18 protein-coding genes are annotated in these 22,871 nt (G+C 66.7%); 10 read left to right on the top strand and 8 right to left on the bottom strand.

The annotated features are described in order from the left end of the window. Positions 1-8: 8 nt before the first annotated feature. Entirely contained in the window at positions 9-2,936 is a 2,928-nt protein-coding gene (gene uvrA / locus MJO58_RS12265) for an excinuclease ABC subunit UvrA (RefSeq protein WP_090601721.1), read from the bottom strand. A 131-nt stretch (positions 2,937-3,067) separates the two neighbouring features. Between uvrA and MJO58_RS12260 the strand changes: the two genes are divergently transcribed. Then, the gene (locus MJO58_RS12260) at positions 3,068-3,745 is read left to right on the top strand and encodes an MBL fold metallo-hydrolase (RefSeq protein ID WP_090601720.1); all 678 of its coding nucleotides are present in this window, start codon (positions 3,068-3,070) and stop codon (positions 3,743-3,745) included. A gap of 65 nt (positions 3,746-3,810) precedes the next feature. On the opposite strand, the gene MJO58_RS12255 is transcribed toward MJO58_RS12260, so the two are convergent. Then, entirely contained in the window at positions 3,811-4,254 is a 444-nt protein-coding gene (locus tag MJO58_RS12255) for a universal stress protein (protein WP_090601719.1), read from the bottom strand. Positions 4,255-4,591: 337 nt separating this feature from the next. Here MJO58_RS12255 and MJO58_RS12250 point away from each other — a divergent pair, with 337 nt between their 5' ends. Then, on the top strand, positions 4,592-6,163 hold the full coding sequence (locus MJO58_RS12250) for a mannosyltransferase (RefSeq protein WP_090601718.1): 1,572 nt from the start codon (positions 4,592-4,594) through the stop codon (positions 6,161-6,163). 27 nt (positions 6,164-6,190) lie between these two features. On the opposite strand, the gene MJO58_RS12245 is transcribed toward MJO58_RS12250, so the two are convergent. From MJO58_RS12245 to uvrB, 3 genes are read right to left on the bottom strand one after another with little or no spacing between them, the layout of a single operon-like run. After that, positions 6,191-7,582, bottom strand: coding sequence for an MFS transporter (locus tag MJO58_RS12245; RefSeq protein WP_090601717.1), 1,392 nt, complete (start codon positions 7,580-7,582; stop codon positions 6,191-6,193). Positions 7,583-7,626: 44 nt separating this feature from the next. Continuing rightward, on the bottom strand, positions 7,627-9,033 hold the full coding sequence (locus tag MJO58_RS12240; protein ID WP_090601716.1) for an MFS transporter: 1,407 nt from the start codon (positions 9,031-9,033) through the stop codon (positions 7,627-7,629). A 25-nt stretch (positions 9,034-9,058) separates the two neighbouring features. Beyond that, positions 9,059-11,218: an excinuclease ABC subunit UvrB gene (gene uvrB, locus MJO58_RS12235; RefSeq protein WP_239722971.1), complete on the bottom strand. Its 2,160-nt coding sequence runs from the start codon at positions 11,216-11,218 to the stop codon at positions 9,059-9,061. 60 nt (positions 11,219-11,278) lie between these two features. Between uvrB and MJO58_RS12230 the strand changes: the two genes are divergently transcribed. Both MJO58_RS12230 and MJO58_RS28930 read left to right on the top strand, forming a co-directional pair. Then, positions 11,279-11,767: a hypothetical protein gene (locus MJO58_RS12230; RefSeq protein ID WP_259608757.1), complete on the top strand. Its 489-nt coding sequence runs from the start codon at positions 11,279-11,281 to the stop codon at positions 11,765-11,767. A 572-nt stretch (positions 11,768-12,339) separates the two neighbouring features. Then, on the top strand, positions 12,340-12,678 hold the full coding sequence (locus MJO58_RS28930; RefSeq protein ID WP_434086346.1) for a hypothetical protein: 339 nt from the start codon (positions 12,340-12,342) through the stop codon (positions 12,676-12,678). Between the two features lie 348 nt (positions 12,679-13,026). On the opposite strand, the gene MJO58_RS12220 is transcribed toward MJO58_RS28930, so the two are convergent. Beyond that, entirely contained in the window at positions 13,027-13,323 is a 297-nt protein-coding gene (locus MJO58_RS12220; RefSeq protein WP_090601713.1) for a hypothetical protein, read from the bottom strand. Between the two features lie 165 nt (positions 13,324-13,488). After that, positions 13,489-15,534 (bottom strand): serine/threonine-protein kinase, encoded by a 2,046-nt coding sequence (locus MJO58_RS12215; RefSeq protein WP_239722969.1) that lies wholly within the window; start codon positions 15,532-15,534, stop codon positions 13,489-13,491. Between the two features lie 204 nt (positions 15,535-15,738). On the opposite strand from MJO58_RS12215, the gene MJO58_RS12210 reads away from it, so the two are divergent. The 6 genes from MJO58_RS12210 (at position 15,739) to MJO58_RS12185 (ending at position 21,640) form a co-directional block, all read left to right on the top strand. Next, complete coding sequence (locus MJO58_RS12210; RefSeq protein ID WP_239722968.1) at positions 15,739-18,372, top strand: FHA domain-containing protein; 2,634 nt, start codon at positions 15,739-15,741, stop codon at positions 18,370-18,372. A 93-nt stretch (positions 18,373-18,465) separates the two neighbouring features. After that, complete coding sequence (locus tag MJO58_RS12205) at positions 18,466-18,906, top strand: ribonuclease FAU-1 family protein (RefSeq protein ID WP_090601710.1); 441 nt, start codon at positions 18,466-18,468, stop codon at positions 18,904-18,906. A 36-nt stretch (positions 18,907-18,942) separates the two neighbouring features. Then, positions 18,943-19,521, top strand: a complete 579-nt coding sequence (locus MJO58_RS12200; RefSeq protein ID WP_239722967.1) for a DNA polymerase ligase N-terminal domain-containing protein — start codon at positions 18,943-18,945, stop codon at positions 19,519-19,521. A gap of 30 nt (positions 19,522-19,551) precedes the next feature. Then, the gene (gene ligD, locus MJO58_RS12195; protein WP_239722966.1) at positions 19,552-20,439 is read left to right on the top strand and encodes a non-homologous end-joining DNA ligase; all 888 of its coding nucleotides are present in this window, start codon (positions 19,552-19,554) and stop codon (positions 20,437-20,439) included. After that, complete coding sequence (locus tag MJO58_RS12190) at positions 20,432-21,208, top strand: Fpg/Nei family DNA glycosylase (RefSeq protein ID WP_239722965.1); 777 nt, start codon at positions 20,432-20,434, stop codon at positions 21,206-21,208. The genes ligD and MJO58_RS12190 overlap by 8 nt, the downstream gene beginning before the upstream one ends. Positions 21,209-21,232: 24 nt before the next feature. Then, positions 21,233-21,640, top strand: coding sequence for a hypothetical protein (locus MJO58_RS12185; RefSeq protein WP_239722964.1), 408 nt, complete (start codon positions 21,233-21,235; stop codon positions 21,638-21,640). A 16-nt stretch (positions 21,641-21,656) separates the two neighbouring features. On the opposite strand, the gene coaE is transcribed toward MJO58_RS12185, so the two are convergent. Further along, entirely contained in the window at positions 21,657-22,871 is a 1,215-nt protein-coding gene (coaE, locus tag MJO58_RS12180; RefSeq protein ID WP_090601706.1) for a dephospho-CoA kinase, read from the bottom strand.

Below are 22,871 nucleotides of genomic sequence, written 5' to 3'. Positions count from 1 at the left end.
CGCTCCCGTTAAGCGCTGACCTTGCGCCGCCGGGCGGCCCGCGGCTTGGCCGCCGATACGGTACGGCGTCCGACGACCTCGGCGAGAAACTTGCCGGTGTAGCTTTCGGGCACCGCGGCGACGTCCTCCGGAGTGCCTTCGGCGACAACGGTTCCGCCTTCGGCGCCACCCTCCGGGCCCATGTCGACGATCCAGTCCGCCGTCTTGATCACGTCCAGGTTGTGCTCGATCACGACGACCGTATTGCCCTTGTCCACAAGGCCATTGATCACGCTGAGCAGCTTGCGGATGTCGTCGAAATGCAGCCCGGTGGTGGGCTCGTCGAGGATGTAAATGGTCCGCCCGGTCGAACGCTTCTGCAGTTCGGAGGCCAACTTGACCCGCTGCGCCTCACCCCCGGACAGCGTCGGCGCGGGCTGTCCGAGCCGGACGTAGCCCAGGCCGACGTCGACCAGCGTGCGCAGGTAGCGGTGAATGCCGCTGATGGGTTCGAAGAACTCGCACGCCTCCTCGATTGACATGTCCAGCACTTCGGAAATGGTCTTGCCCTTGTAATGCACCTCAAGGGTTTCCCGGTTGTAGCGCGCGCCCTGGCACACCTCACACGGAACATAGACGTCGGGCAGGAAGTTCATCTCGATCTTGATGGTTCCGTCGCCGGTGCATGCCTCGCAGCGGCCGCCCTTGACGTTGAACGAGAATCGGCCCGGTTGGTAGCCGCGGACTTTCGCCTCGGTGGTCGCGGCGAACAAGGTGCGGATCTTGTCGAACACCCCGGTGTAGGTGGCCGGATTGGAGCGCGGCGTGCGCCCGATTGGCGACTGGTCGACGCGAACGAGCTTGTCCAGCTGGTCTATTCCGTTGACCCGGGTGTGCCGGCCCGGCACCTGCCGGGCACCGTTGAGCCGGTTGGCCAGCACTGCCGCCAGGATGTCGTTGACCAACGTCGACTTGCCCGAGCCGGACACGCCCGTCACCGAGGTCAGCACGCCGAGCGGGAACGACACGTCGATGCCGCGCAGGTTGTGCTCGCGCGCCCCGACGACGGTGAGCTGACGCTTCTTGTCGACAGCACGCCGATGTTTGGGTGTGGCAATGCTTTCCCGGCCCGACAGGTACGCCCCGGTGATCGAGTCCTCGTTGCTCAGCAGCTCCTGATAGGTCCCGCTGTGCACGATCTGGCCACCGTGCTCGCCGGCGCCGGGCCCGATGTCGACGATCCAGTCGGCATGCGCGATGGTGTCCTCGTCATGCTCGACGACGATCAACGTGTTGCCCAAAGCCCTTAGGCGCGTGAGCGTTTCGATGAGACGGCGGTTGTCGCGCTGATGCAACCCGATCGACGGCTCGTCGAGCACGTACAGCACACCGACCAGACCGGAACCGATCTGGGTGGCCAGCCGAATGCGTTGGGCCTCACCACCGGAGAGCGTGGCGGCCGCGCGGGACAGCGATAGGTACTCCAGCCCCACGTCGAGCAGAAAGCCCAGCCGCGACTGGATCTCCTTGAGCACCTGCCCCGCGATCGCCTGCTCACGCGTACCGAGGGTGAGCGCGTTGAGAAAGTCGGCGCAGTCGGAAATGGACAGCTCGCAGACCTCGGCGATGGATTTGGGACCGCGGTCCCCCGCGGCGAGCGTGACCGCCAGAATCTCCGGTTTGAGCCGCGTCCCCTCGCAGACCGGGCACGGGATATCCCGCATGAAGCCCTCGTAGCGCTCCTTCATCTGCTCGGACTCGGTCTGTTCCATCTTGCGCTGCAGAAACGCCAGCACACCTTCGAAATCGGCGTAGTACGAACGGGTTCGGCCGTAGCGGTTGCGGTAGCGCACGTGCACCTGGTGATCGGAACCCTCGAGGATCGCCTTGCGGGCCTTGGCCGGCAACTTGCGCCACGGGGTGTCGACGTCGAATCCCAGCTCCTCGCCGAGACCGGCCATCATCCGGGTGAAGTACTCCGCGGTATGGCCGGCCGACCACGGCGCCACCGCGCCCTCGGCCAGGGTGCGCTCCGGGTCGGGCACCACCAGGTCGGGGTCGACCTCTTTGCGGATGCCCAGGCCCACGCATTCAGGGCAGGCGCCGTAGGGCGAGTTGAAGGAGAACGAACGCGGTTCCAGGTCGTCGACGGCCAGCGGATGCCCGTTGGGGCAGGCCAGCTTCTCGGAGAAGCGTTGCTCGCGCGGTGCGTCGTGCTCTTCTGCACTGGACGAGCGTTCGTCCGGGAATTCCAGCACCACAATGCCGTCGGCCAGGTTCAGCGCGGTTTCCACCGAGTCGGTGAGGCGCTGCTTGGCGGCGGTCTTGACGGTGAGACGATCGACCACCACCTCGATGTCGTGCTTCTCCTGCTTTTTCAGTTTCGGCGGATCGGACAGCGGGTGCACCACGCCGTCGACCCGCACCCGGCTGTAGCCCTGCGCGTTGAGCTTGTCGAAGAGGTCGGCGAACTCGCCCTTGCGGGTGCGGACCACCGGGGCCAACACCAGAAACCGGGTGCCCTCCTCCATGGCCAGCACCTGATCGACGATTTGCTGCGGGGTCTGACGAGCGATCCGCTCGCCGCAGATCGGGCAGTGCGGGGTGCCGGCGCGCGCATAAAGCAACCGCAGGTAGTCGTAGACCTCGGTGATGGTGCCGACGGTCGATCGGGGGTTGCGGTTCGTCGACTTCTGATCGATGGACACCGCCGGCGATAGACCCTCGATGAAGTCGACGTCCGGCTTGTCCATCTGCCCCAGGAATTGGCGCGCGTAGGCCGACAGCGACTCCACGTAGCGGCGCTGGCCTTCGGCGAAGATGGTGTCGAAGGCCAGGGACGACTTGCCCGATCCGGACAACCCGGTGAAGACGATCAACGAGTCGCGCGGCAAGTCGAGATCGACACCGCGCAGGTTGTGCTCACGGGCACCCTTGACGATTAGGCGGTCAGCCAACGCTGCCCCTCTCCAAAATTATCTAGTAACTCTCACGCCTAACGGCGGCTACTGCGCACGGCGCATTCCATGCTAGGTGGCCCCACCGACAAGACACCCATCCCAGCCGACGGAGCAGTAACCTGGCCGCTATGACAGCCCTCGACGACAACTACACCGGACACGTCGACGCCGGTAGCGCCGCCCGTCGCACCCTGCCCGGGGTCACCATCGTCAAGGCGTCGGTGGGCCCCATGGACAACAACGCTTACCTGGTGACATGTTCGGCGACCGGCGAAACGCTGCTGATCGACGCCGCCAATGACGCCGACGTCCTGATCGACCTGGTCCGACGGTACGCCCCGAAGGTCTCGCTGATCGTGACCAGCCATCAGCACTTCGATCACTGGCAGGCGCTGGAGGCCGTCGCCGCCGCCACCGGCGCGCCGACCGCAGCACACGAGATCGACGCCGAACCGCTGCCCGTTAAACCGGATCGGTTTCTCGCCAACGGCGACACTGTGCAAATCGGCGAGCTGAGCTTCCACGTGATCCACTTGCGCGGCCACACGCCGGGGTCGGTCGCGTTGGCCCTCGACGGTCCGGCGACGGGCGGCGTCACGCAGTTGTTCACCGGCGACTGCCTCTTCCCCGGCGGGGTGGGCAAGACGTGGCAGGAGGGCGACTTCACCCAGCTGCTCGACGACGTCACCAGCCGGGTGTTCGAGGTGTATGACGACTCCACCGTCATCTATCCCGGCCACGGCGACGACACGGTACTGGGCACCGAGCGCCCCCATCTAAGCGAATGGCGCGAGCGAGGCTGGTGACGGGCGAGACGCTGCGCGACGAGATCAACGAGCTGCGCAAACAGATCTAGCGCAGAACTCGTTCGTCAGGACGTGGTGTGCACGATCAATACGTCGACCTTGGCCCGACGTGACACGTTGGCCGGCACCGAGCCGAGCAGGCGGCCCGCGATCGTGCTCAGGCCCACGTTACCGACGACCAGTAGGTCGGCCTTCACGTCTTCGGCCAGGTTGACCAGGGCGTCAACGGGGGCGCCGACGATCGGGCGCTCTTCGACGTTCTTGGCACCGGCCTTGTGCGCCCGCTCTTTGGCGTCCTGCAAGATCGCGTAGATCGGGGCGGTGCCCGAGACCTTGTAGCTCTCTTCCTTCAGCACGTCGGCGGCCCGGCCGTCCTGGTGCTGAGGCAGATACGCCGACGCGACGATCAGCTTGGCATCCGTCCCGGCGATGGCTGCCGCCCGTTCGACGGCACGCATCGATGAGTCCGAGCCGTCAGTGCCGACCACCACGGTCCGATAAGCGGACATTTACCCTCCCAGGATCGTTTGCCAGGCCAACCTCAAGACAGTAGCGCGTTGTCCGATCTGGATGGGTCAGATTACCCACACCGAAGTGGTGTGGCGCAAGCCTCCATTTACCGCGCCACGCTGCGGCAACGGCCTCGATTCCCGATAATGAAGCCATGGAATGTCCCCGCCCATACCGGAAGGCCTTGCGTGGCGGCGCTTTCCAGGAACTGCGGCGCTTTCCAGGAACTATGGATGCAGCAAGCGAGGCCCGCCGGCCCCGCCGGGGTATCTCGGGCCGGCTGGCCGGACTGCTGGTGACCAGGTCGATCGGGTGCGCCTTACAGTGACAAGCATCATGGCTACGTCCGCCCTCGAGCAGCGCTCCCCGGATGTGACCGCCGAGCCCGGGCCCGGGTCCGCGCGTGGCAGGTTGCTCGACCCGTGGGCGATCGCCGTTCTCGCCGCCGTCATCAGCGGGGCCTGGGCCTGTCGGCCTTCGCTGTGGTTCGACGAGGGAGCCACGATCTCGGCCGCGGCGAGCCGAACTTTGCCCGAACTGTGGCGGCTGCTGGGCCACATCGATGCCGTGCACGGCCTGTACTACCTGGTGATGCACGGGTGGTTCGCCATCTTTCCGCCGACCGAGTTCTGGTCGCGAGTTCCCAGCGCGCTCGCGATCGGCGTCGCTGCCGCCGGTGTCGTCGTGTTCACCAGGCAATTCACCGCGGGACGCGGCACCGCGGTATGCGCGGGCGTCATGTTCGCGATCCTGCCGCGCACCACCTGGGCGGGTATCGAGGCACGCCCGTATGCCATGTCGGTGGCCGCGGCGATCTGGCTGACCGTTCTGCTGGTCACCGCGGTGCGGCGCAATCGGCGCCTGCTCTGGGTGGGTTATGCCGCGGCGCTGATGGCGTCGATTCTGCTGAGCCTCAATCTGGTGTTGCTGGTCGGTGTCTACGCGATGATGCTGCCGCTGCTGGCGCCCAAGGGATCCCGGAAGTCGCCGGTCCTCTGGTGGGCGGCCAGCACGGCCGTCGCGCTGGGCGTGATGACGCCGTTCATCCTGTTCGCGCACGGTCAGGCATTTCAGGTCAACTGGCTTTTCCCGGTCAGCTGGCACTACGCGTTCGACATCGCCCAACGGCAGTATTTCGACCACAGCGTTCCGTTCGCGGTGCTCAGCGGGGTGATCATGGTGGCTGCGATCGTCGCCCGGCGGTTCGGCGCGCCTGGTCCGGCGGGCGACATGCGCCGCCTGCTGACCAGCTGCGTCGGGTGGATCGTGTTGCCCACCACCGCGGTCGTGGTCTATTCGGCGATCGGTGAGCCGATGTACTTTCCCCGCTATCTGATCCTGACCACGCCCGCGATGGCCGTGCTGCTGGCGGTCTGCATTGTCACGGTGGCGCGACGGCGGTGGGCCATCGTCGGTGTCGTGCTGCTGTTCGTGGTCGCAGCGGTCCCCGATTACCTGTTCGTCCAGCGCTGGCCCTACGCCAAGGAGGGCTGGGACTATAGCCAGGTCGCCGACCTGATCAGCTCGCACGCCGCTGCCGGCGACTGTCTGCTGGCGGACAACACCGTGCCGTGGCGACCCGGCCCGATCCGCGCGCTGCTGGCCACCCGGCCCGCCGCGTTTCGATCGCTGATCGACGTCGAGCGAGGGGTGTACGGGCCCAAGGTCGGTTCGCTGTGGGACGGTCACGTCGCGGTGTGGCTGACGACGGCGAAGATCAACAAGTGCACCACGTTGTGGACCATCACCAACTACGACAACTCGTTCCCCGATCATCAGTCCGGGCAGTCGTTGCCGCCGGGCGCATTCGGCCGCACGCCGGCGTATAAGTTCCCCAGCTACCTGGGCTTCCACATCGTCGAGCGCTGGCAGTTCCATTACTCGCAGGTGGTCAAGTCCACCCGCTGACCAGGAATGAAAGTGCCGCCGACCGGGTCAGCGCTCGTCGCGGGCCGCGCGATACGACGCCACGACGCCGCTGCCCGCCAGCACCGCGAAAACGAGATACAACGTGCGGGCCGCCACGGCATCGTCGGCCTCGGCCAGGTTGACCACCACACCCGCCAGCCCGCCCCCGAATGCCGCCGAGACCAGCTGGACCGTGTTGATCGCCGCGGCCGCCGCACTGCTCTGCTCCGGGTCGTCGGAATCCATCGCGCGCACCACCAGGTGCGGCCAGGCGACCCCGATGCCCGCCCCGGTGATCAGCAGCGCGAGCGCCCACAGCGCGACGAACCCCAGCGGGGCATATGCGCGCTGAGTCACCGCCGCCAGCGCCAGGCCCGCTGCCATCACCAGTGGGCCCGCGACGACGAAGCGCCGGATCACGCGTCGATCGGTCAGTGAAGCGCTGACGATCTCGCTGCCGGTCCATCCGGTCGCCAGCGCCGCGGCGAGAAACCCGGATTCCACCGGGCTGAGGTCAGCCAACTTCTGGCCGAACAACGGCACATAGATATTGGCCATCGCGGCGGCCATCTCCACCGACATGACGATGAAGATCCACTTGGCCGGTCCGGGGCCAAATACGCTGCGCGGCAACACCGCTACCGGCAGTCGTCTGTCGACGACGACGAAGACGAAGACCAGCAGCACGGCGGCGAGCAGCAATCCCAGGTTCTGCATCAACTGATGCGGAAGCGCCGCAACGCTGACGGTCAATGCGGCCGAACTCATCAGCAGCAGTGACCAAATGGGCACCTTGCGGACGGGCGTCACCGGATTGTGGACGACGTGGCCGGGCTCCATGACTCTGCGCACCAGCACGACCATCAGCACGGCCCCGATGCCTGTTGCGGTATGCCCCCAGCGCCATAGCCCGAGCTGGGCGAAGATCCCGCCTGCCACCGGGCCGATCAGCGTCGATACTCCCCACATCGCGGACACCAGCGCCGAGCCGCGGGTCCATAGCGAGCGCGGGAGGGTGGTATTGATCAGCGCATAGCCGAGACCGGCCAACAGTCCACCGGACACACCGCGCAACGCGCGCCCGGCGACCAGAACCGCCATGCTCGGCGCCAGCGCGTTCACCACACTGGCGAGGGCAAACACACTGAGCCCGAGCAGGTATGCCCGTCGGGCCCCGATGCGCTGCAGTATCGGGTGGACTGCCGAGGCGGAGACAACGGAACCGATCAGATACAGCGTCGTCGCCCAGGAGAACAGCCGAGCTCCGCCAATGTCGGCGATGATGCTCGGAAGCATGCTGACGGTGAGGAATTCGTTGGTGGAGTAGAGCAGAACGCCGCCCGCAAGAACCGTGGACATCCCCAGGTGCTCGCCGAGCAGCTCGCGCCAACTGCCGGTCTCATCCTTGGTGACGGTCACTCGTACACGGTATGGTGCGCGTCCCCCGTTTCGTCAGCAAAGCATCAGCGCCGTGCGTGACGATCGCGCCGGCTGGCCAACGTGGACGCGACGACGGCCGACGCCGCCAGCCCCGCGATGACGGCGTACAGCCACCGGGCCGCCGCCAAGTCCCCACCCGCAGCGTGGTTGACGACCACGCCCGCCAGCCCGGCACCGAACGCCGCGGAGATCAGTTGGACGGTATTGATCGCGGCGGCGGCCGCACCGCCCTCGGAGGGGTCGTCGACGGTGTCCATCGCACGCATCGAGAGATGCGGCCAGGTCATCCCCATCCCGATCCCGGCGACCAGGAATCCCGCCGCCCAGACCAGCACGACCCCCGTCGGCGCATCAGCGCGCTGAGTTGCGGCGGCCAGCGCCAGACCCGACGCCATCACCAACGGCGCCACCGCGATCACCCGGTCGACGACGCGGGGGTCGCTCAGCGAGGCGCTGGACAACTCGGCGATGGTCCAGCCCATGGCCAACACGGCACCCAAAAATCCCGCCGCGACCGGTGCCAGATGGGCCAACCGCTGACCGAACAGCGGCACGTAGGTGTCGACCATCACCGCGGCCATCTGCACCGCCATCGTCAGGTAGATCCACTTCAACGGGCCACGCCTAAACACGCTGGGCGGCAATGCTTTTGCATGCATCCGCCAGTCGACCAGGACGAACACGACGACCAGCAGCACACCGGCGATCAGCAGTCCCGCCATCGCAAAGACGTTGTGCGGCAATTCCGCAACGCTGACAGCCAACGCGGCGGCGCCCATCAGCAGCAGCGACAACAGCGGCACCTTGGTAATCGCTGCCTCGTCGCGGGGGCCGACGTCGGCGTTGGTGAGAACCCTCGGCACCAACACCGCCATCAGCACGGCGAGAATGGCCATGGCACCAAATGCCCACCGCCACAATCCAAATTGCGCAAAAAGGCCGCCAATCGCCGGCCCGACCAAGGTCGCGACCCCCCACATCGCCGACACCAGCGCCGAGCCGCGAGTCCACAGCGAACGCGGGAGGGCGGTGTTGATCAGCGAGTAGCCCAGGCCGGCCAGCAGGCCGCCGGCCACACCCTGCAGGGCACGTCCACCGATCAACACCTCCATGTTCGGCGCCAGCCCGCACACGATGCTCGCGATGCCGAAGACGGCCAGTCCCCACAGGAATGACGAGCGCGCACCTATGCGCAGTCGCAGGGTGTTCACGGTGGCGGCCGCCACGACGGATCCGACCAGGTACAGCGTGATCACCCACGCATACAGCCGGCTGCCGCCGATTTCGGCGACGGTGCTCGGGAGCAGGCTGGTGGTCAGAAACTCGGTGGTGGCGTACAGCAGAACCCCGCCGGCCAGCACGGTGGACGTTCCGAGATAGCCGCCCAGCAGTTGGCGCCAACTGCCGGTCTCGCTCGTCGTATTCGACACCCCTACACCGTATGAGGCGCGCGCGTCACTTCAGACCGGCAGCGTCCATCCCGCGCAGTTCCTTTTTGAGGTCGGCGATCTCGTCACGGAACCGCGCGGCCAGTTCGAATTGCAAGTCGCGTGCGGCGGCCATCATCTGGGCGGTGAGGTCTTTGATCAGGTCGGCCAATTCGGCGCGGGGCATGCTGCTGGTGTCGCGGCCCTCGATGATGCCCGCGCTCACGGCGCGCCCGGCCTCCCCCTGCGCGCGCCGGCCGCGCGACGCGTTGCGCCCCGACCCGCCGATCTGGACGTTTTCGGAGTCGTCCGCCTCGCGATAGACCTGGTCGAGGATGTCGGCGATCTTCTTGCGCAGCGGCTGCGGGTCGATGCCGTTGGCCTCGTTGTAGGCGATCTGCTTGGCGCGCCGCCGTTCGGTTTCGTCGATGGCCTCCGTCATCGAGTCGGTCATCTTGTCGGCGTACATGTGGACTTCGCCCGAGACGTTGCGGGCGGCGCGCCCGATTGTCTGGATCAGGCTGCGGGCGGACCGCAGGAAGCCTTCCTTGTCGGCGTCGAGGATGGACACCAGCGACACCTCGGGCAGGTCCAGACCCTCACGCAGCAGGTTGATGCCGACGAGCACGTCGTAGTCGCCGAGCCGCAGCTGGCGCAGCAACTCCACCCGGCGCAGCGTATCCACCTCGGAGTGCAGGTAGCGCACCCGTATGCCCATCTCCAACAGGTAGTCGGTGAGATCTTCGGCCATCTTCTTGGTCAGGGTCGTCACCAGCACCCGCTCGTCGGCCTCGGCCCGCTTGCGGATCTCCCCGATCAGATCGTCGATCTGCCCCTTGGTCGGCTTGACCACGACCTTCGGGTCCACCAGGCCGGTCGGCCGAATCACCTGCTCGACGAACTCGCCGGCGGCCTGGCCGAGCTCATACGGGCCCGGGGTGGCCGACAGATACACCGTCTGCCCGATCCGGTCTGCGAACTCCTCCCAGGTCAGCGGGCGGTTATCGCATGCCGACGGTAGCCGGAATCCGTAGTCGACGAGGTTGCGCTTGCGCGACATGTCGCCCTCGTACATGCCGCCGATCTGCGGCACGGTCACGTGCGACTCGTCGATGACCAGCAGAAAGTCCTCCGGGAAATAGTCCAGCAGCGTCGCCGGGGGCGAACCGGCCCCACGGCCGTCGATGTGGCGGGAGTAGTTCTCGATGCCGGAACAGAACCCGACCTGCCGCATCATCTCGATGTCGTAGTTGGTCCGCATTCGCAGCCGCTGGGCCTCCAGCAGCTTGCCTTGGCCCTCGAATTCGGCGAGCCGCTCCTCGAGTTCCTGCTCGATGGTCGCGATCGCCTGCGCCATCCGCTCCGGGCCGGCCACATAGTGGGTGGCGGGAAAGATCCGCAGCGAGTCGACCTGACGGACCACGTCGCCGGTCAACGGGTGCAGGTAGTACAGCGCCTCGATTTCGTCGCCGAAGAACTCGATGCGCACCGCGAGCTCTTCGTACGACGGGATGATCTCCACGGTGTCGCCGCGCACCCGGAACGAGCCGCGGGTGAAGGACAGGTCGTTGCGGGTGTACTGCACGTCGACCAGCAACCGCAACAGCCCGTCGCGAGGCACCTCGGCGCCTACCCGCAGCTCGACCGAACGGTCCAGGTAGGACTGCGGCGTGCCCAGGCCGTAGATGCAGGACACCGAGGCCACCACGACCACGTCGCGACGAGACAGCAGGGACGACGTCGCGGAGTGCCGCAACCGTTCGACGTCGTCGTTGATCGAGCTGTCCTTCTCGATGTAGGTGTCGGTCTGCGCGATGTAGGCCTCGGGCTGGTAGTAGTCGTAGTACGAGACGAAGTACTCGACTGCGTTGTGCGGCAACATCTCTCGTAGCTCGTTGGCCAGCTGGGCGGCCAGCGTCTTGTTCGGCGCCATGACGAGGGTGGGCCGCTGCAGCCGCTCGATCAGCCAGGCGGTGGTGGCGGACTTGCCGGTGCCGGTCGCCCCGAGCAGCACCACGTCACGCTCGCCGGCCAGTATCCGTCGTTCCAGCTCGTCGATGGCGGCCGGCTGGTCACCGGCGGGCTCATGCGGGCTGACCACTTCGAACCGGCCGCCGGCGCGCACCATCTGGTCGACCGCGCGATACTCCGAATGCGCGACTACGGGGTGTTCAGTGGCGAAAGCCATGCCCCCAGGGTAGAGGCGAGCACCGACAAGTGTGTCGACGCCGGTCTTAGGATCGATTCGATGACGGATTCTTCTGAGTTGGTGGCAGTCGATCTCACCGAGCGAGAACGCGAGTTCATCCAGCAGGCGCTGGAGCAATGGGCATTGTCGGCGGCGGACTCGCCGTTTCCGTTTCAGGCACTCGGGCTGTCGACCTGGGATGAGTTCGGCGACCTCACTGTCCGACTTAAGCGGGCTGTGGCCGACGGCGAGTCGCTCACGGACCTGGATTGGGCCCGAGTGCTTTTTCTAACCGAAATCACCTGGGCTAGCGGTCTGGTCGGCGCGGGCCTGGACTTCGCTACCGTGACCGGGTTCTCAGACACCGAAGCGGTCAGCTTATTGCGTAGCCTGCAGCGCCGCCGCAAGATCGGCGGGCGCACCCGCGCAAGATTGTTGTTTCCCGACGGTGGCCGCACCCGCACCGCCGCGGAAATTGAGGAAGACGATCGCTACTGGCAAAACGTACGCAGGGACCAGCAAGAACGAGATTATCCCCCCGGACTCTAGCCTGGAACGGTGCTTCTATACCCTGTCGCAGTTCATTCACCGTGATCCCATGGGTCAGGGTCCATGTCGCCAAGGACGGGCGGGTGGTGATGACCTGCATGCGGAGGCGGCACTAGCTGAGGCCCTAGAGGCGTAGCCGGTCCGCCCCCAAAACTTCTGCCGCCCTTTACCGGTGGTGACGGCTTCGGCGCCTGGGGTGTCTCAGCTGGCGCCGGGGATGCGGGCCGCGCGGCGGGTGCCGTCGGCGACGAGGGAGTGGCAGGTGCCATTTCTCCGGGTGTCAGCGGCGGCAACCGGCCGGGTGTGGGAGGCGGCATGGGCTCGAGCGCTCTGGTGTTCCGCTCAAAGTATTCCGACGGCGTCCGCCAGGAGTCGCCGGGAAGTGGTTTGGGGACGAACGCCGTCCCGTAGTCCCCATCTTGCGGATTGATAAAAATGACCTGACCATCCCGCAGAAGCGCTAATCCGCCGGATCTCGTGCTCGTACCAACTCGAGTAGTTGGATCATTCATTGCGTCGTATATCCACCTGGCCAAGTCCTGTGGTGATTTGCCCGGGAAATGCTCCAAGGCGTGACCGTGGGCAATCTCTGCTGCCACCTGAGCCTTTTGCTCCTCGGTCCAGCCCGCAAATGGATTGCCCGGTGGCCCGGGAGGCGGCGGATCTTCTTTGAAGGTGTGGTTGTCGACCGCTTCGACGTGTCCGTTCTCTGGAGCCCTGTCGGGCCCCGGGTTCGGCGGGAAAGTATCGCGGACCCCAGCTATGGCCGCGGTGACTTTGCCAGCAACCTGTTGATCGAGCGCGACGAGTTCCGCAGCGCGTTGACGGATATCGGCAGCCAAGGCTTGCGCCTCTGCTTGCCGGGCGGCTCGTTGCGCAGCCGACCCACCAGTCGAACGATCGGTGACTGAAAGATCCTCTCCCACAACGAAACCCGCCGCGCGAGCGTCCTCGACCACGTAGCGCATCCGCGAGCGCCCCGCATACAGTTCGGAGGCGCCGCTGCGGGCCACTTTGGCCGCCGCTTGCAGCTGGTCCACTGCCGCGCTGGTGGTCAACAAATCGGCGTGGGTTGCGGCGCGCATTGCGTCGGCGCCTGCACCCTGCCAATCGATCGAAACCGCGTCCCGCCAGGTCCGTTGAGCCAACCCATAGCTGTGCTCGCCGACAGCCTCCCAATGCGCGGCTCCATCCGTGAGATGTTGGGTCGGCCAAGTCAGCAACTGCGAGAGGCCGGGAAAGCCGGCGACCGCGGACATCTACACGCCTGTCACCGGAGGGGCGACGGCCTCGATCTCGTCGGCCGAGTCCGCTTCGTTGCCGATGTAGCGAGTATCGGCTGCGGAGATGCCAGTTGCGCGGGTACCAACCCGGGCAGCCAGCGCGGATACGAAAGCGCCGACGTCGGCGTGAGCGGCGCTGACCGCCACGGCGCTGGCCTGACACGACAGCCCGAGCCCCGCCGGAGCCGTCATCTCGCCTAGTCGGCCCGCCGAGGCGCCCCACCGACTGGCCATCGCTTGTAGAGCGGCGGTGTCCACACGCAACTGCTCCATGAGCGAAAAGTTTAGGCCGACCGTCACGCAGCGAAAGTCACTCAGAGTGCACAACCACATCCGTCACACCGGCACCACGCCGGGAACCACCATCTGATCCGCAAACGCGATATCGCCGGTGGTATCGCGTGTGAAAGTCGCCTATCGGTCCGAAAAGGCAAACGCTCAGTGTCTGGTCCACATCCGGGTGACCGGATCGCACTGCAGCAGATAGCCGTCGTTCGAGGTCGACATCGCGAACACCGGGACGTCGGGCAGGTCGCATGAGCTGCCCGCGGCGTGCACCCCGGTCGCGATGGGCGCCTTGTCCCAGGTGTTGCCTTCGCACACGACCTGCTGGTTGCTGGTCGGGTCGTAGCCGAGTTTGTCGATGTCGGTGCACAACCCGCCGAGCACGGCCGGCGCCGGGTGCGCGGGTGTGGTCGAGGTGCTGATCACCTGATTGGGATCGGCCAACGCAACCCCTGGCGGTGCGTCACCGACCCGGGTCGCCACGACCGGGACCCGCACCACGGCGCCCTGCGCGGCGCACTCGTTGCTCAGCACGGTTTCGGTCTTGGTGCCCCGCAACGTGCCGTCCGGCTGGGGGGCCAACGACCACGCGACGGTCTCCTGCTGAGTAGCCTGCCCCTTGGGCAGGCGGCAGCCGACCCGCTCCTGCTGCGGCGCTCCCTGCCAGTACCCGCCGAGGTAGCGCAAGGTGTCGGTCTCGCCGCCGTTGTCGGCGCTGGCCACTTGGTGGTTGGTGTCGTTGAGCTCGGTTCCGGTGGCCGCGCATCCGTTGGTGGTGCACACGGAACGAAACGCCCACCAGTTTGTGGCGGAGCCGTCGTGGCGAATCGGGACACCGTTCGTGGTCCGCTTGGTTTGGTCGTAGGTCAGTTGGTAGGTGCCGTTGAGGACCGGTCCCCCGGGTCTCGGTGCGGCACTGGGGTTGGACGGTCGCGAGGCCAGCGTGGGGTTGGGTTGCGGGCTTGCCGGCGCAACGGAGTACAGCGTCGACCAGGTCGCCGCGATGGCGATCAGCACTGCGCAGACCAGCGCGGCCGACCAGCGGGTCCGCGACGAAAACCTATGGTAGGCACCAGAAACGAGGCCACCGTCGCCACGCCGCCGGTGCGCCACGACGGGCGCGTCACCGACCACGCCGGTTTCCGCGACGGCGTCGACTCGTTCGCCGACGGCGGCGGCGAACGCGCGACACCGCTCGAAGCGCTGCGCAGGTTGCTTGCCAAGGGCTTTGAAGAACAGGTCGTCCAGGTACGCCAAGTCCGGGCGGTAATCGCTGAGCCGCGGCGGATCCTCGTGCAGATGCTGGCTGATCACCGCGATGGGGTTGGCATGCTGAAACGGCGGAGCGCCGGTGAGCAAGTGAAATGCCGTGGCCGCCAACGCGTATTGGTCGGCACGGCCGTCGATGTTGGATCCGGTCAACTGCTCGGGCGCCGCGTACGCGACCGTCCCGACTGCGACATTGGTCTCGGTGATCCCACTGATGTTGCCCAGATGCCGCGCTACACCGAAGTCCGCCAACAGGATTCGCTGTTCGTCGTCACCGGGATGGGTAAGCAGAATGTTGGCGGGTTTGACGTCGCGGTGCAGCAAGCCGCGATCGTGCGCGTAATCCAGTGCACCCGCGACGGCGTGCAGAATGGCGCACACCTGTCCGATCGGCATCCCTTCGGAGTAGCGCTCTTTCACCAGCCGGGACGCGTCGGTGCCCTCAACGTAGTCCATCGAAATCCAGAGCTGACCGTCGACTTCGCCGCGATCGTGGACGCCGACGATGTGCGGGTGCCACAGCGTCGCGGCGAGATCGGCTTCGCGGTTGAATCTTTCGCGGAACTCGCGGTCCGCGGTGACGGCCTCGGCGAGGACTTTGATCACGTCGCGACGCGGCAACCGCGGGTGCAGGGCCAGATAGACCTCGGCCATCCCGCCGGCGCCCAGCGGCCGCAGGACGGTGTAGCCGGCGAAGGACGCACCGTTGGACATCGCCGGGCGCGAGCCGCTGCCCTGCTCGTCGGCCAGCTGGGGCACCGGGTTCGGATTCGAAGGGGGGACGCGGCGAAACAGCTGGGCGACGGTCACGACGGTCATTGAAGGGCGCGCATGAAATCCGGCGCGCAGCGCCTCACCGGCCAGTCGCGGATTAGTCAGCAGCCGCCGGCCGCTGCCGAGGCGCCGGGTCGGGCGCTTCAGCTCGTCCATGTGTGATTGCCCCCTCGTGTGTCGGCATTCGTGCGCGCGTCGGCACAACTCCCGCCCTGTCCCCGTCTTGCATCCTGCCGAACGTGGCTGGGCGAAAGTCCGCTGGAGGCTATGAACCAGCTATGAAGCGTCCGAACGGAAACAAAGCTAAGTCACAGGCCGATCCAATGGGGGGCACTGACTCCGTACACCGATACTTGAGTAGTGAATCGACCCGCACCTCCTGTCCTGACAATTCGGCACGACGGGTCTCAACGAACCTTCGCCGCAGGCCAAGAGGTGATCGTCGGACGCGATCAGCACGCAGATCTGCACATCGCCGACCCGCGGATATCCCGTGCGCACCTGATCCTGCGCTTCGATCAAGGCCGCTGGCTGGCAATCGACAACGGGTCGCTGAACGGGACGTACGTCAACGGCTATCGGATGCCGGTCGTCGACCTCCACGACGGCCAGAGCATTCACGTCGGAAATCCCCAGGGACCCCGGCTGACCTTCGCCATCGGACCGCAACAAGGCCAGTCCAGCCGACCGCCCCAGGCCAGGCCGACGCCGGATTCGGGCCCTCCCACGATCGCCTGGTCCGCGATGCCCGACCCGCCGACCGATACGTCGCAGCCGCTCCCCCCGCCGCCACGGCGGCCACTCCGGCGCACGCCACCTCAAATGCCCGGCCCGCCAAGGTATCCCGGGACACATCCGCGCAAGGCTCCGGCGCGGATGCCACCGCCGCCGCGCGCGACACCCCCCGACCAACGCACCATCGTCAACGCCGCGCCGCCGGCCCGGGTGGACGCGGCGCCGCCCGCCCAGTCCACCGTGATCGACGCCAAGACCGCCGACGTGTCGAACCTCGCTACACGCTTTGTGAAGTTGCTCTCACCGCGTTCGTCGTCGGCTGCGGGCACCGCCGGCGCGATGACGATCGGGCGCGCCCCCGAGAACGACATCGTCGTGTCCGACGTCCTGGCCTCGCGCCGGCACGCCACGTTGGTGCCGACGCCACTGGGCCTGGAGATCCGGGACAGCAGCATCAACGGGACGTTCGTCAACGGCACCCGGGTCGGCTCGGCCATCCTGAGCGACGACGACGTGGTAACCATCGGCAACGTCGACCTGGTGCTGCGCGACGGCACCCTGATCCAGCTCAGTGCGGCCGCGACGCGTTCCGGCGGCCTCGAGGTGCGCGATGTCAAGTACGTCGTCGACAACGGCAAACAACTGCTGGACAATATCTCGCTGACCGCCCGTCCCGGGACGTTAACCGCGGTCATCGGCGGATCGGGCGCGGGGAAGAGCACGCTGGCCCGGCTGATCGCCGGCTACACCACACCCAGCTCCGGCTCAGCGACGTTCGAGGGCCACAACATTCACGCCGAATATGCGTCCCTGCGCAGCAGGATCGGCATGGTGCCGCAGGACGACGTCGTGCACCGCCAGCTGACCGTGAACCAAGCGCTGGGCTATGCCGCTGAACTGCGGCTGCCCCCCGATACCAGCAAAGCTGACCGCGCCAAGGTCGTCACGCAGGTCCTCGCGGAACTCGACCTGACCAAACACGCCGAAACCCGAGTCGACAAGCTCTCCGGCGGCCAGCGCAAACGCGCCTCGGTGGCGCTGGAGCTGCTGACCGGTCCGTCGCTGCTGATCCTGGACGAACCGACGTCGGGCCTGGATCCCGCGCTCGACCACCAGGTCATGATGATGCTGCGCCAGCTGGCCGACGCCGGCCGAGTGGTGATCGTGGTGACGCACATGCTGTCCTACCTCGAACTGTGCGACCAGCTGCTGTTGGTGGCGCCGGGCGGCAAGACGGCCTACTGCGGCCCGCCGGACCAGATCGGGACGGCGATGGGCACCACCAACTGGGCCAAGATCTTCACCAAGGTGGGCGCCGATCCCGAGGAGGCCAACCGGCGCTTCCTGGAACGCGACGCGGCCCAGCGCCGAAAACCGTTGGCGGCCAAGGACGATGAGCCGGGTGAGCTCGGCGAACCGGTCCATACCAGCGTGCGGCGCCAGATCTCGACGATCGCCCGCCGGCAGGTCCGCCTGGTCGTCGCCGACCGCGCCTACTTCGTCTTCCTGGCGCTGTTGCCGTTCATCCTGGGGTCGCTGTCGCTGACGGTTCCGGGCTCGAACGGATTCCATCTGCCCGGGGCAAACGCGGGCACACCCGACGAAGCCGCCCAGATACTAGCGCTGTTGATGCCCGCCGCGGCGTTCATGGGTACCGCGCTAACGATCCGCGACCTGGTCGGTGAACGCCCCATCTTCCAACGCGAGCAAGCGGTCGGGCTGTCCACGACCGCTTACCTGCTGGCGAAGACCGCGGTCTTTTGCGGATTCGCGATCGTGCAATCGGCGATCATCACCGCGATCGTCGTGATCGGCAAGAGCGCCCCCACCCGAGGCGGCCTGCTGCTGGGGCACGGCACGGTCGCGGCCAATGTCGAGCTGTTCGCGACCGTCGCCGCGACCTGTGTCGCGTCGGCCGTTCTCGGCCTGGGGATTTCGTCGCTGGTCCGCTCCAGCGAGCAGATCATGCCGCTGTTCGTGGTGGCCGTGATGGCGCAGCTGGTGCTGTGCGGCGGCATGGTCCCGGTGACCGGCCGGCTCGGGCTCGATCAGCTGTCGTTCGTGATGCCGGCGCGCTGGGGTTATGCCGCGGCGGCCGCGACGGTTGACCTACGGCACTTGGTACCGGATTCGCTGCTCTCCCAGGACCGCTTCTGGCAGCACACCTTGAAGACCTGGCTGTTCGACATGGGCATGCTGGCCGGCCTGTCGTTGTTCTATCTCGGCTTTGTCCGGTGGAAGATCCGGCTGCGCCGCTGACCGTCGCGATCCCGGTAAGGTGACGCCATCCATCCTCCGAAGCACGAAACGTTCGACCTGCGCGCCCGCACCAACACCGATCCCAAAGGCATTGTGCGGGCGGTCGACGAGTATGCGGTGCATCCGTGGGGGCTCTATGTCGCTCGGCCGACTCCGGGCCGCGCCCAGTTCCGCTACCTGGAATCGTGGCTGCTGCCGTCGCTGGGGTTGCGCGCCACCGTGTTCCACTTCAACCCGGGTCACGAGCGCGACCACGACTTCTACCTCGATGTGGGCGAATACATCGCCGGCCCGGATGTCTGGCGCTCCGAGGACCACTACCTCGATATCGAGGTGCGCACCGGCTCGGGCGCCGGGCTGGCCGACGTCGACGAGCTATTCGACGCGGTGCGGCAGGGGCTGCTGACACCCGAGGCTGCCGAGCAGGCGGTGCGTCGTGCCGTGCACGCCGTCGAGGGGCTGGCCCGCAACGGCTATGACCTGGACCGCTGGCTGCGCGGCGACGGCATCGAACTCACCTGGCGGCAGCGATAGCAGTTTTCGGAGCGGGCGCCCGGGTAACTCTGCGGTATGCCCTTGAGTGAGTACCGGCGTAAACGGCGCTTCCGCCGCAGCCCCGAACCGCGCGGGCGGCGGCTGGGACGTCGCCGCCGGGCCGGCACGACCGAGCCGTCCTTCGTGATCCAGCACCATGCCGCCCGCAGCGACCACTACGACCTTCGGTTGGAAATCGACGGCGTGCTGGTGTCGTGGGCGATACCGAGAGGACCGTCGACGAATCCCAAGGACCGGCGGATGGCGCGCCGCACCGAGGATCATCCGCTGGACTACGCGGATTTCGAGGGCGTCATCCCCGAGGGTGAGTACGGCGCCGGTCCGGTCATCGTCTGGGACCGCGGCACCTACGCCAATGCGACGGAGCGCGCGATGGTCGAAGGTCTGCGCCGCGGCCATCTGTCATTCCGTTTGCAGGGCGAGAAGCTGCAGGGCGGATGGGCGCTCACCAGAATTCGCGGCGGCAAGGACGAGACCTGGCTGCTGCTCAAACGCAAGGACGAGGACGCCGACGCGCGGCGCAAACCTGTTAAAAGTCAACCCAACTCGGTGTTGTCCGGCCGTACGTTGGACGACCTGGATGCATCGTCATGACCGATCTCGCCGGGTGCGGGAGACACGCTGATGCCGCGTGAAGTCGAGATCACCCATCCGGATCGTGTCTTGTTCCCGCAGTGCGGGACCACCAAGCGGGAACTGGCCGACTACTACGGTGAAGTGGCCGACACCATGCTCCCGCACCTCAAGGGGCGCCCCTTAACCGTGCAGAGGTTCCCCCGCGGGATTGGTGAAAAAGGCTTTGTGCAACAGGATTTCGCTGAAACCCTGCCGGACTGGATGAGCTGCGTCGAAGTCGCCAAGGAAGGTGGCACCGTGGTGCATCCGCTCGTCGACCGGCCGGAAGCCCTGCGCTGGCTCGCGAACCAGAGTTGCATCACCCTGCATATCTGGCAGTCGCGCAAGGATCGGCTGCACAATCCGGACCGATTGGTCTTCGACCTCGACCCGTCGGATACCGACTTCGCGGTGGTCCGCGCAACCGCCCGCGCGATGGCCGACGTGCTGGACGAGCTGGGGCTGGCACGCTACCTGCAGACCACCGGATCGCGCGGGCTGCACGTTGTGGTGCCGCTGCGCCCCGAAGCCGACTTCGATACCGCCCGGCAATTCGCCCGCAACGTCGCCGAAGTCGTCGTGGCCGACGACGACGCACACCGCACCGTGGAAGCCCGCAAGGACAAGCGCGGCGGCCGAGTGTACCTCGACATCATGCGAAATGCGTACGCGCAGACTGCTGTTGCACCGTACTCGGTCCGAGCTCGCACTGCCGCCCCGGTGGCAACTCCGCTGGAGTGGGACGAACTGGACACTCGCGGCCTGCGAGCGGACCGGTTCACCATCCGCGACCTTCCCAAACGGCTGGCGGGCCAAGGCGATCCGTGGGCAGAAATGTACCGACACGCCCGCTCACTGACTGGACCGCAAAAGCGATTGGCGAAGCTGCGTGCCTGAACTACCCGACGTTGAGGGCTTCCGGCGGGCGTTGTCAAACACCTTGCCCCGCCGCCGTATTCAGCACGTGCAGGTCCGCGACCCCGGCATCCTGCGCAACACGTCCGCCACCGCACTGGGCCGGCGCCTCGACGGGCACCGCTTCCGCACCCCGCGCCGCCATGGCAAGTGGCTGATCCTGCCCACCGACGGTCCGACGCTGCTGATCCACAGCGGCATGACCGGGCACCCGTACTTCGCCGACGCCGACACCGAGCGGGAGAAGTACGAGCGGCTGGTGGTCTCGCTGGACAAAGGCGAACTGCGCTACGCCGACCTGCGCAAACTGCGCGGGGTGTGGCTGGCCGATGGCGACGACGACCTCGCGGACGTACTCGGGCGACAGGGACCCGACGCGCTGGACATGAGCCTGCCGGTCTTTCGCGACGTGCTCGGCGGCCGGCACGGTCAATTGAAGCCGACGCTGATGGACCAATCGGTAATTGCCGGCCTCGGCAATCTGCTGACCGACGAAATCTGCTGGCGCGCCAGGTTGCGACCCACCCGCCCGGTCGCCGACTTGGCGGTTGACGAGGTGAAGCACCTGCACACCGCGATGACCCAGGTGCTGCACACCGCGGTCCGGCACGGCCGGGTGCCCGGACTCCCCCGATGGCTGACGCGGGTGCGTGACGAACCGGATCCGGGTTGCCCGCGCTGCCGGACGCGCCTGTGCCATCGCCGGGTGGGCGGCCGGATGTCGTTGTGGTGCCCGAACTGCCAGCGTTAGCGGCTGGGCGTAATCTCTGCTGCTATGACCCCTCGTAAGCACTGGTCTATGCCGGTGGTCGCGATCGTCATCGGCGCGCAGCTGATTCCCGCGACGGCCCATGCGGACCTGCACAACATCACCTACCGGGCCAGGATCGACGCCCTGACGACCGGCAGTCAGGCCACCTTCATCACCAACGGCGGCCAGACCAACACCACGAACCTTCCGTCGATGCCCGGCAACGCGTTCGAGGCCAACACCGTGTTGCCCGACCCGGCCCTGGCCGGCCTGCGGATCGTGCTGCGCTTCCCCTACGCCGCGAACGTGCACTGCGAGATCGACGTCGACGACAACGTTTTCGTGCAGGCCGACCAAATGGTCCGGCCGACGCCGGGCAATTCCGACCCCAATAACGGTGCGCTGCAATGTGGAGCGCCCTTGCCTACCTAGGAAGCCGACGTAGCAGCTAAGGCCGCCAGCCGGTGAAATCCGCCCACTCCCAGGCCCGGCGGTAGGCGTCGGCGAACCATGGCTCCTTGGCCTCGACGTAGATCGCGGTGTCGCCGTCGGCGGGTTTTTCGGCCTCGTGTTTGACGGCCAGGTAATTGACCCGCTCCGCGGGGTTGGCGGCCAGCCAGTCGACGAACAACAAGGCGAACTGCTGATTGGGCCAGCCAGTCACCCTGATGTGGACATTGGTGGGGCGGCCAGGATCGGCCGAGGCATGAATTCGCTTGCGCCACAGAGTCGGATCGTCGCTGTGATCGTAATCGCTGACCGTGCTGCGGGCATCGGCCTTGACATCGTCCCGCTCGATATGCTCGATGCGCGGGTAACCAGCCGACAGCAAGGCGTCGGCGAGTTCATCTGCCACCGTCAGTGATTCGACGGTGATCTGGATGTCGATGACATCCTTGGCGTCGAACTCCGGTACCGCGGTGGACCCAATGTGGTCGACGCGCAACGCTTTATGCCCGCACGACACCGACAGCCGGTTGACAATGCGCCGCGCCTGGTCCGGCCAGGTCGGATCGGCCGGCACCACGCGCGCCGGTGCGCGGACGAACCGCCGCTCGGCCAGATTGTGCGCGAACGGCACAATCCGGTCGTTCCACAACTCGCGGGCCCGCTTGACCAAATCCTCTTGACTGCCCGAGTTATCCAGCCAGATATCGGCGACGGCCTCACGCTGCTCGTCGTTGGCCTGGGCCGCGATCCGGGCGCGGGCATCGTCCTCGGTCATGCCGCGCTGCTCGACCAGCCGGCGCACCCGGAGTTCCACATCAGCGTGCACGATGATCACCAACGGAAACAGCGGCGCCATACCGGACTCCACCAGCAGCGGAATGTCCTCGACGACGACCGAGTCCTCCGGGACCGACGCGATGATCTCCTCGCGCCGCTTGCCCACCAACGGGTGAACGATCGAGTTCAGCTTCTGGCGGGCCTCGTCGTCGGCAAAAGCCTTGGCGGCCAAGGCCGGACGATCCAGTGATCCGTCCGGCTGCAGGATGTCCTCACCGAACGCCTCGACGAGCGACGCCAACCCCGGGGTGCCCGGCTGGACGACCTCCCGGGAGATAACGTCGCCGTCGACGATGATCCCACCGCATTCCGCGAAGGTGGCGGACAGCGCCGATTTCCCGGCGCCGATGCCACCGGTCAACCCGATGCGCAGCAT

Origin of the sequence: Mycobacterium lentiflavum (genome assembly GCF_022374895.2) — a bacterium.
Classification (GTDB): Bacteria; Actinomycetota; Actinomycetes; order Mycobacteriales; family Mycobacteriaceae; genus Mycobacterium; species Mycobacterium lentiflavum.
Note: the sequence above shows the minus strand (reverse complement) of the source record. Positions and strands in the feature narration are given on the sequence as shown.

Coding starts and splice junctions, on each gene's coding strand:
- MJO58_RS12260 (WP_090601720.1), top strand. CDS start 3,068: ATGACAGCCCTCGACGACAACTACACCGGACACGTCGACGCCGGTAGC.
- MJO58_RS12255 (WP_090601719.1), bottom strand. CDS start 4,254: ATGTCCGCTTATCGGACCGTGGTGGTCGGCACTGACGGCTCGGACTCA.
- MJO58_RS12250 (WP_090601718.1), top strand. CDS start 4,592: ATGGCTACGTCCGCCCTCGAGCAGCGCTCCCCGGATGTGACCGCCGAG.
- uvrB (WP_239722971.1), bottom strand. CDS start 11,218: ATGGCTTTCGCCACTGAACACCCCGTAGTCGCGCATTCGGAGTATCGC.
- MJO58_RS12230 (WP_259608757.1), top strand. CDS start 11,279: ATGACGGATTCTTCTGAGTTGGTGGCAGTCGATCTCACCGAGCGAGAA.
- MJO58_RS12220 (WP_090601713.1), bottom strand. CDS start 13,323: ATGGAGCAGTTGCGTGTGGACACCGCCGCTCTACAAGCGATGGCCAGT.
- MJO58_RS12215 (WP_239722969.1), bottom strand. CDS start 15,534: ATGGACGAGCTGAAGCGCCCGACCCGGCGCCTCGGCAGCGGCCGGCGG.
- MJO58_RS12200 (WP_239722967.1), top strand. CDS start 18,943: ATGCCCTTGAGTGAGTACCGGCGTAAACGGCGCTTCCGCCGCAGCCCC.
- ligD (WP_239722966.1), top strand. CDS start 19,552: ATGCCGCGTGAAGTCGAGATCACCCATCCGGATCGTGTCTTGTTCCCG.
- MJO58_RS12185 (WP_239722964.1), top strand. CDS start 21,233: ATGACCCCTCGTAAGCACTGGTCTATGCCGGTGGTCGCGATCGTCATC.
- coaE (WP_090601706.1), bottom strand. CDS start 22,871: ATGCTGCGCATCGGGTTGACCGGTGGCATCGGCGCCGGGAAATCGGCG.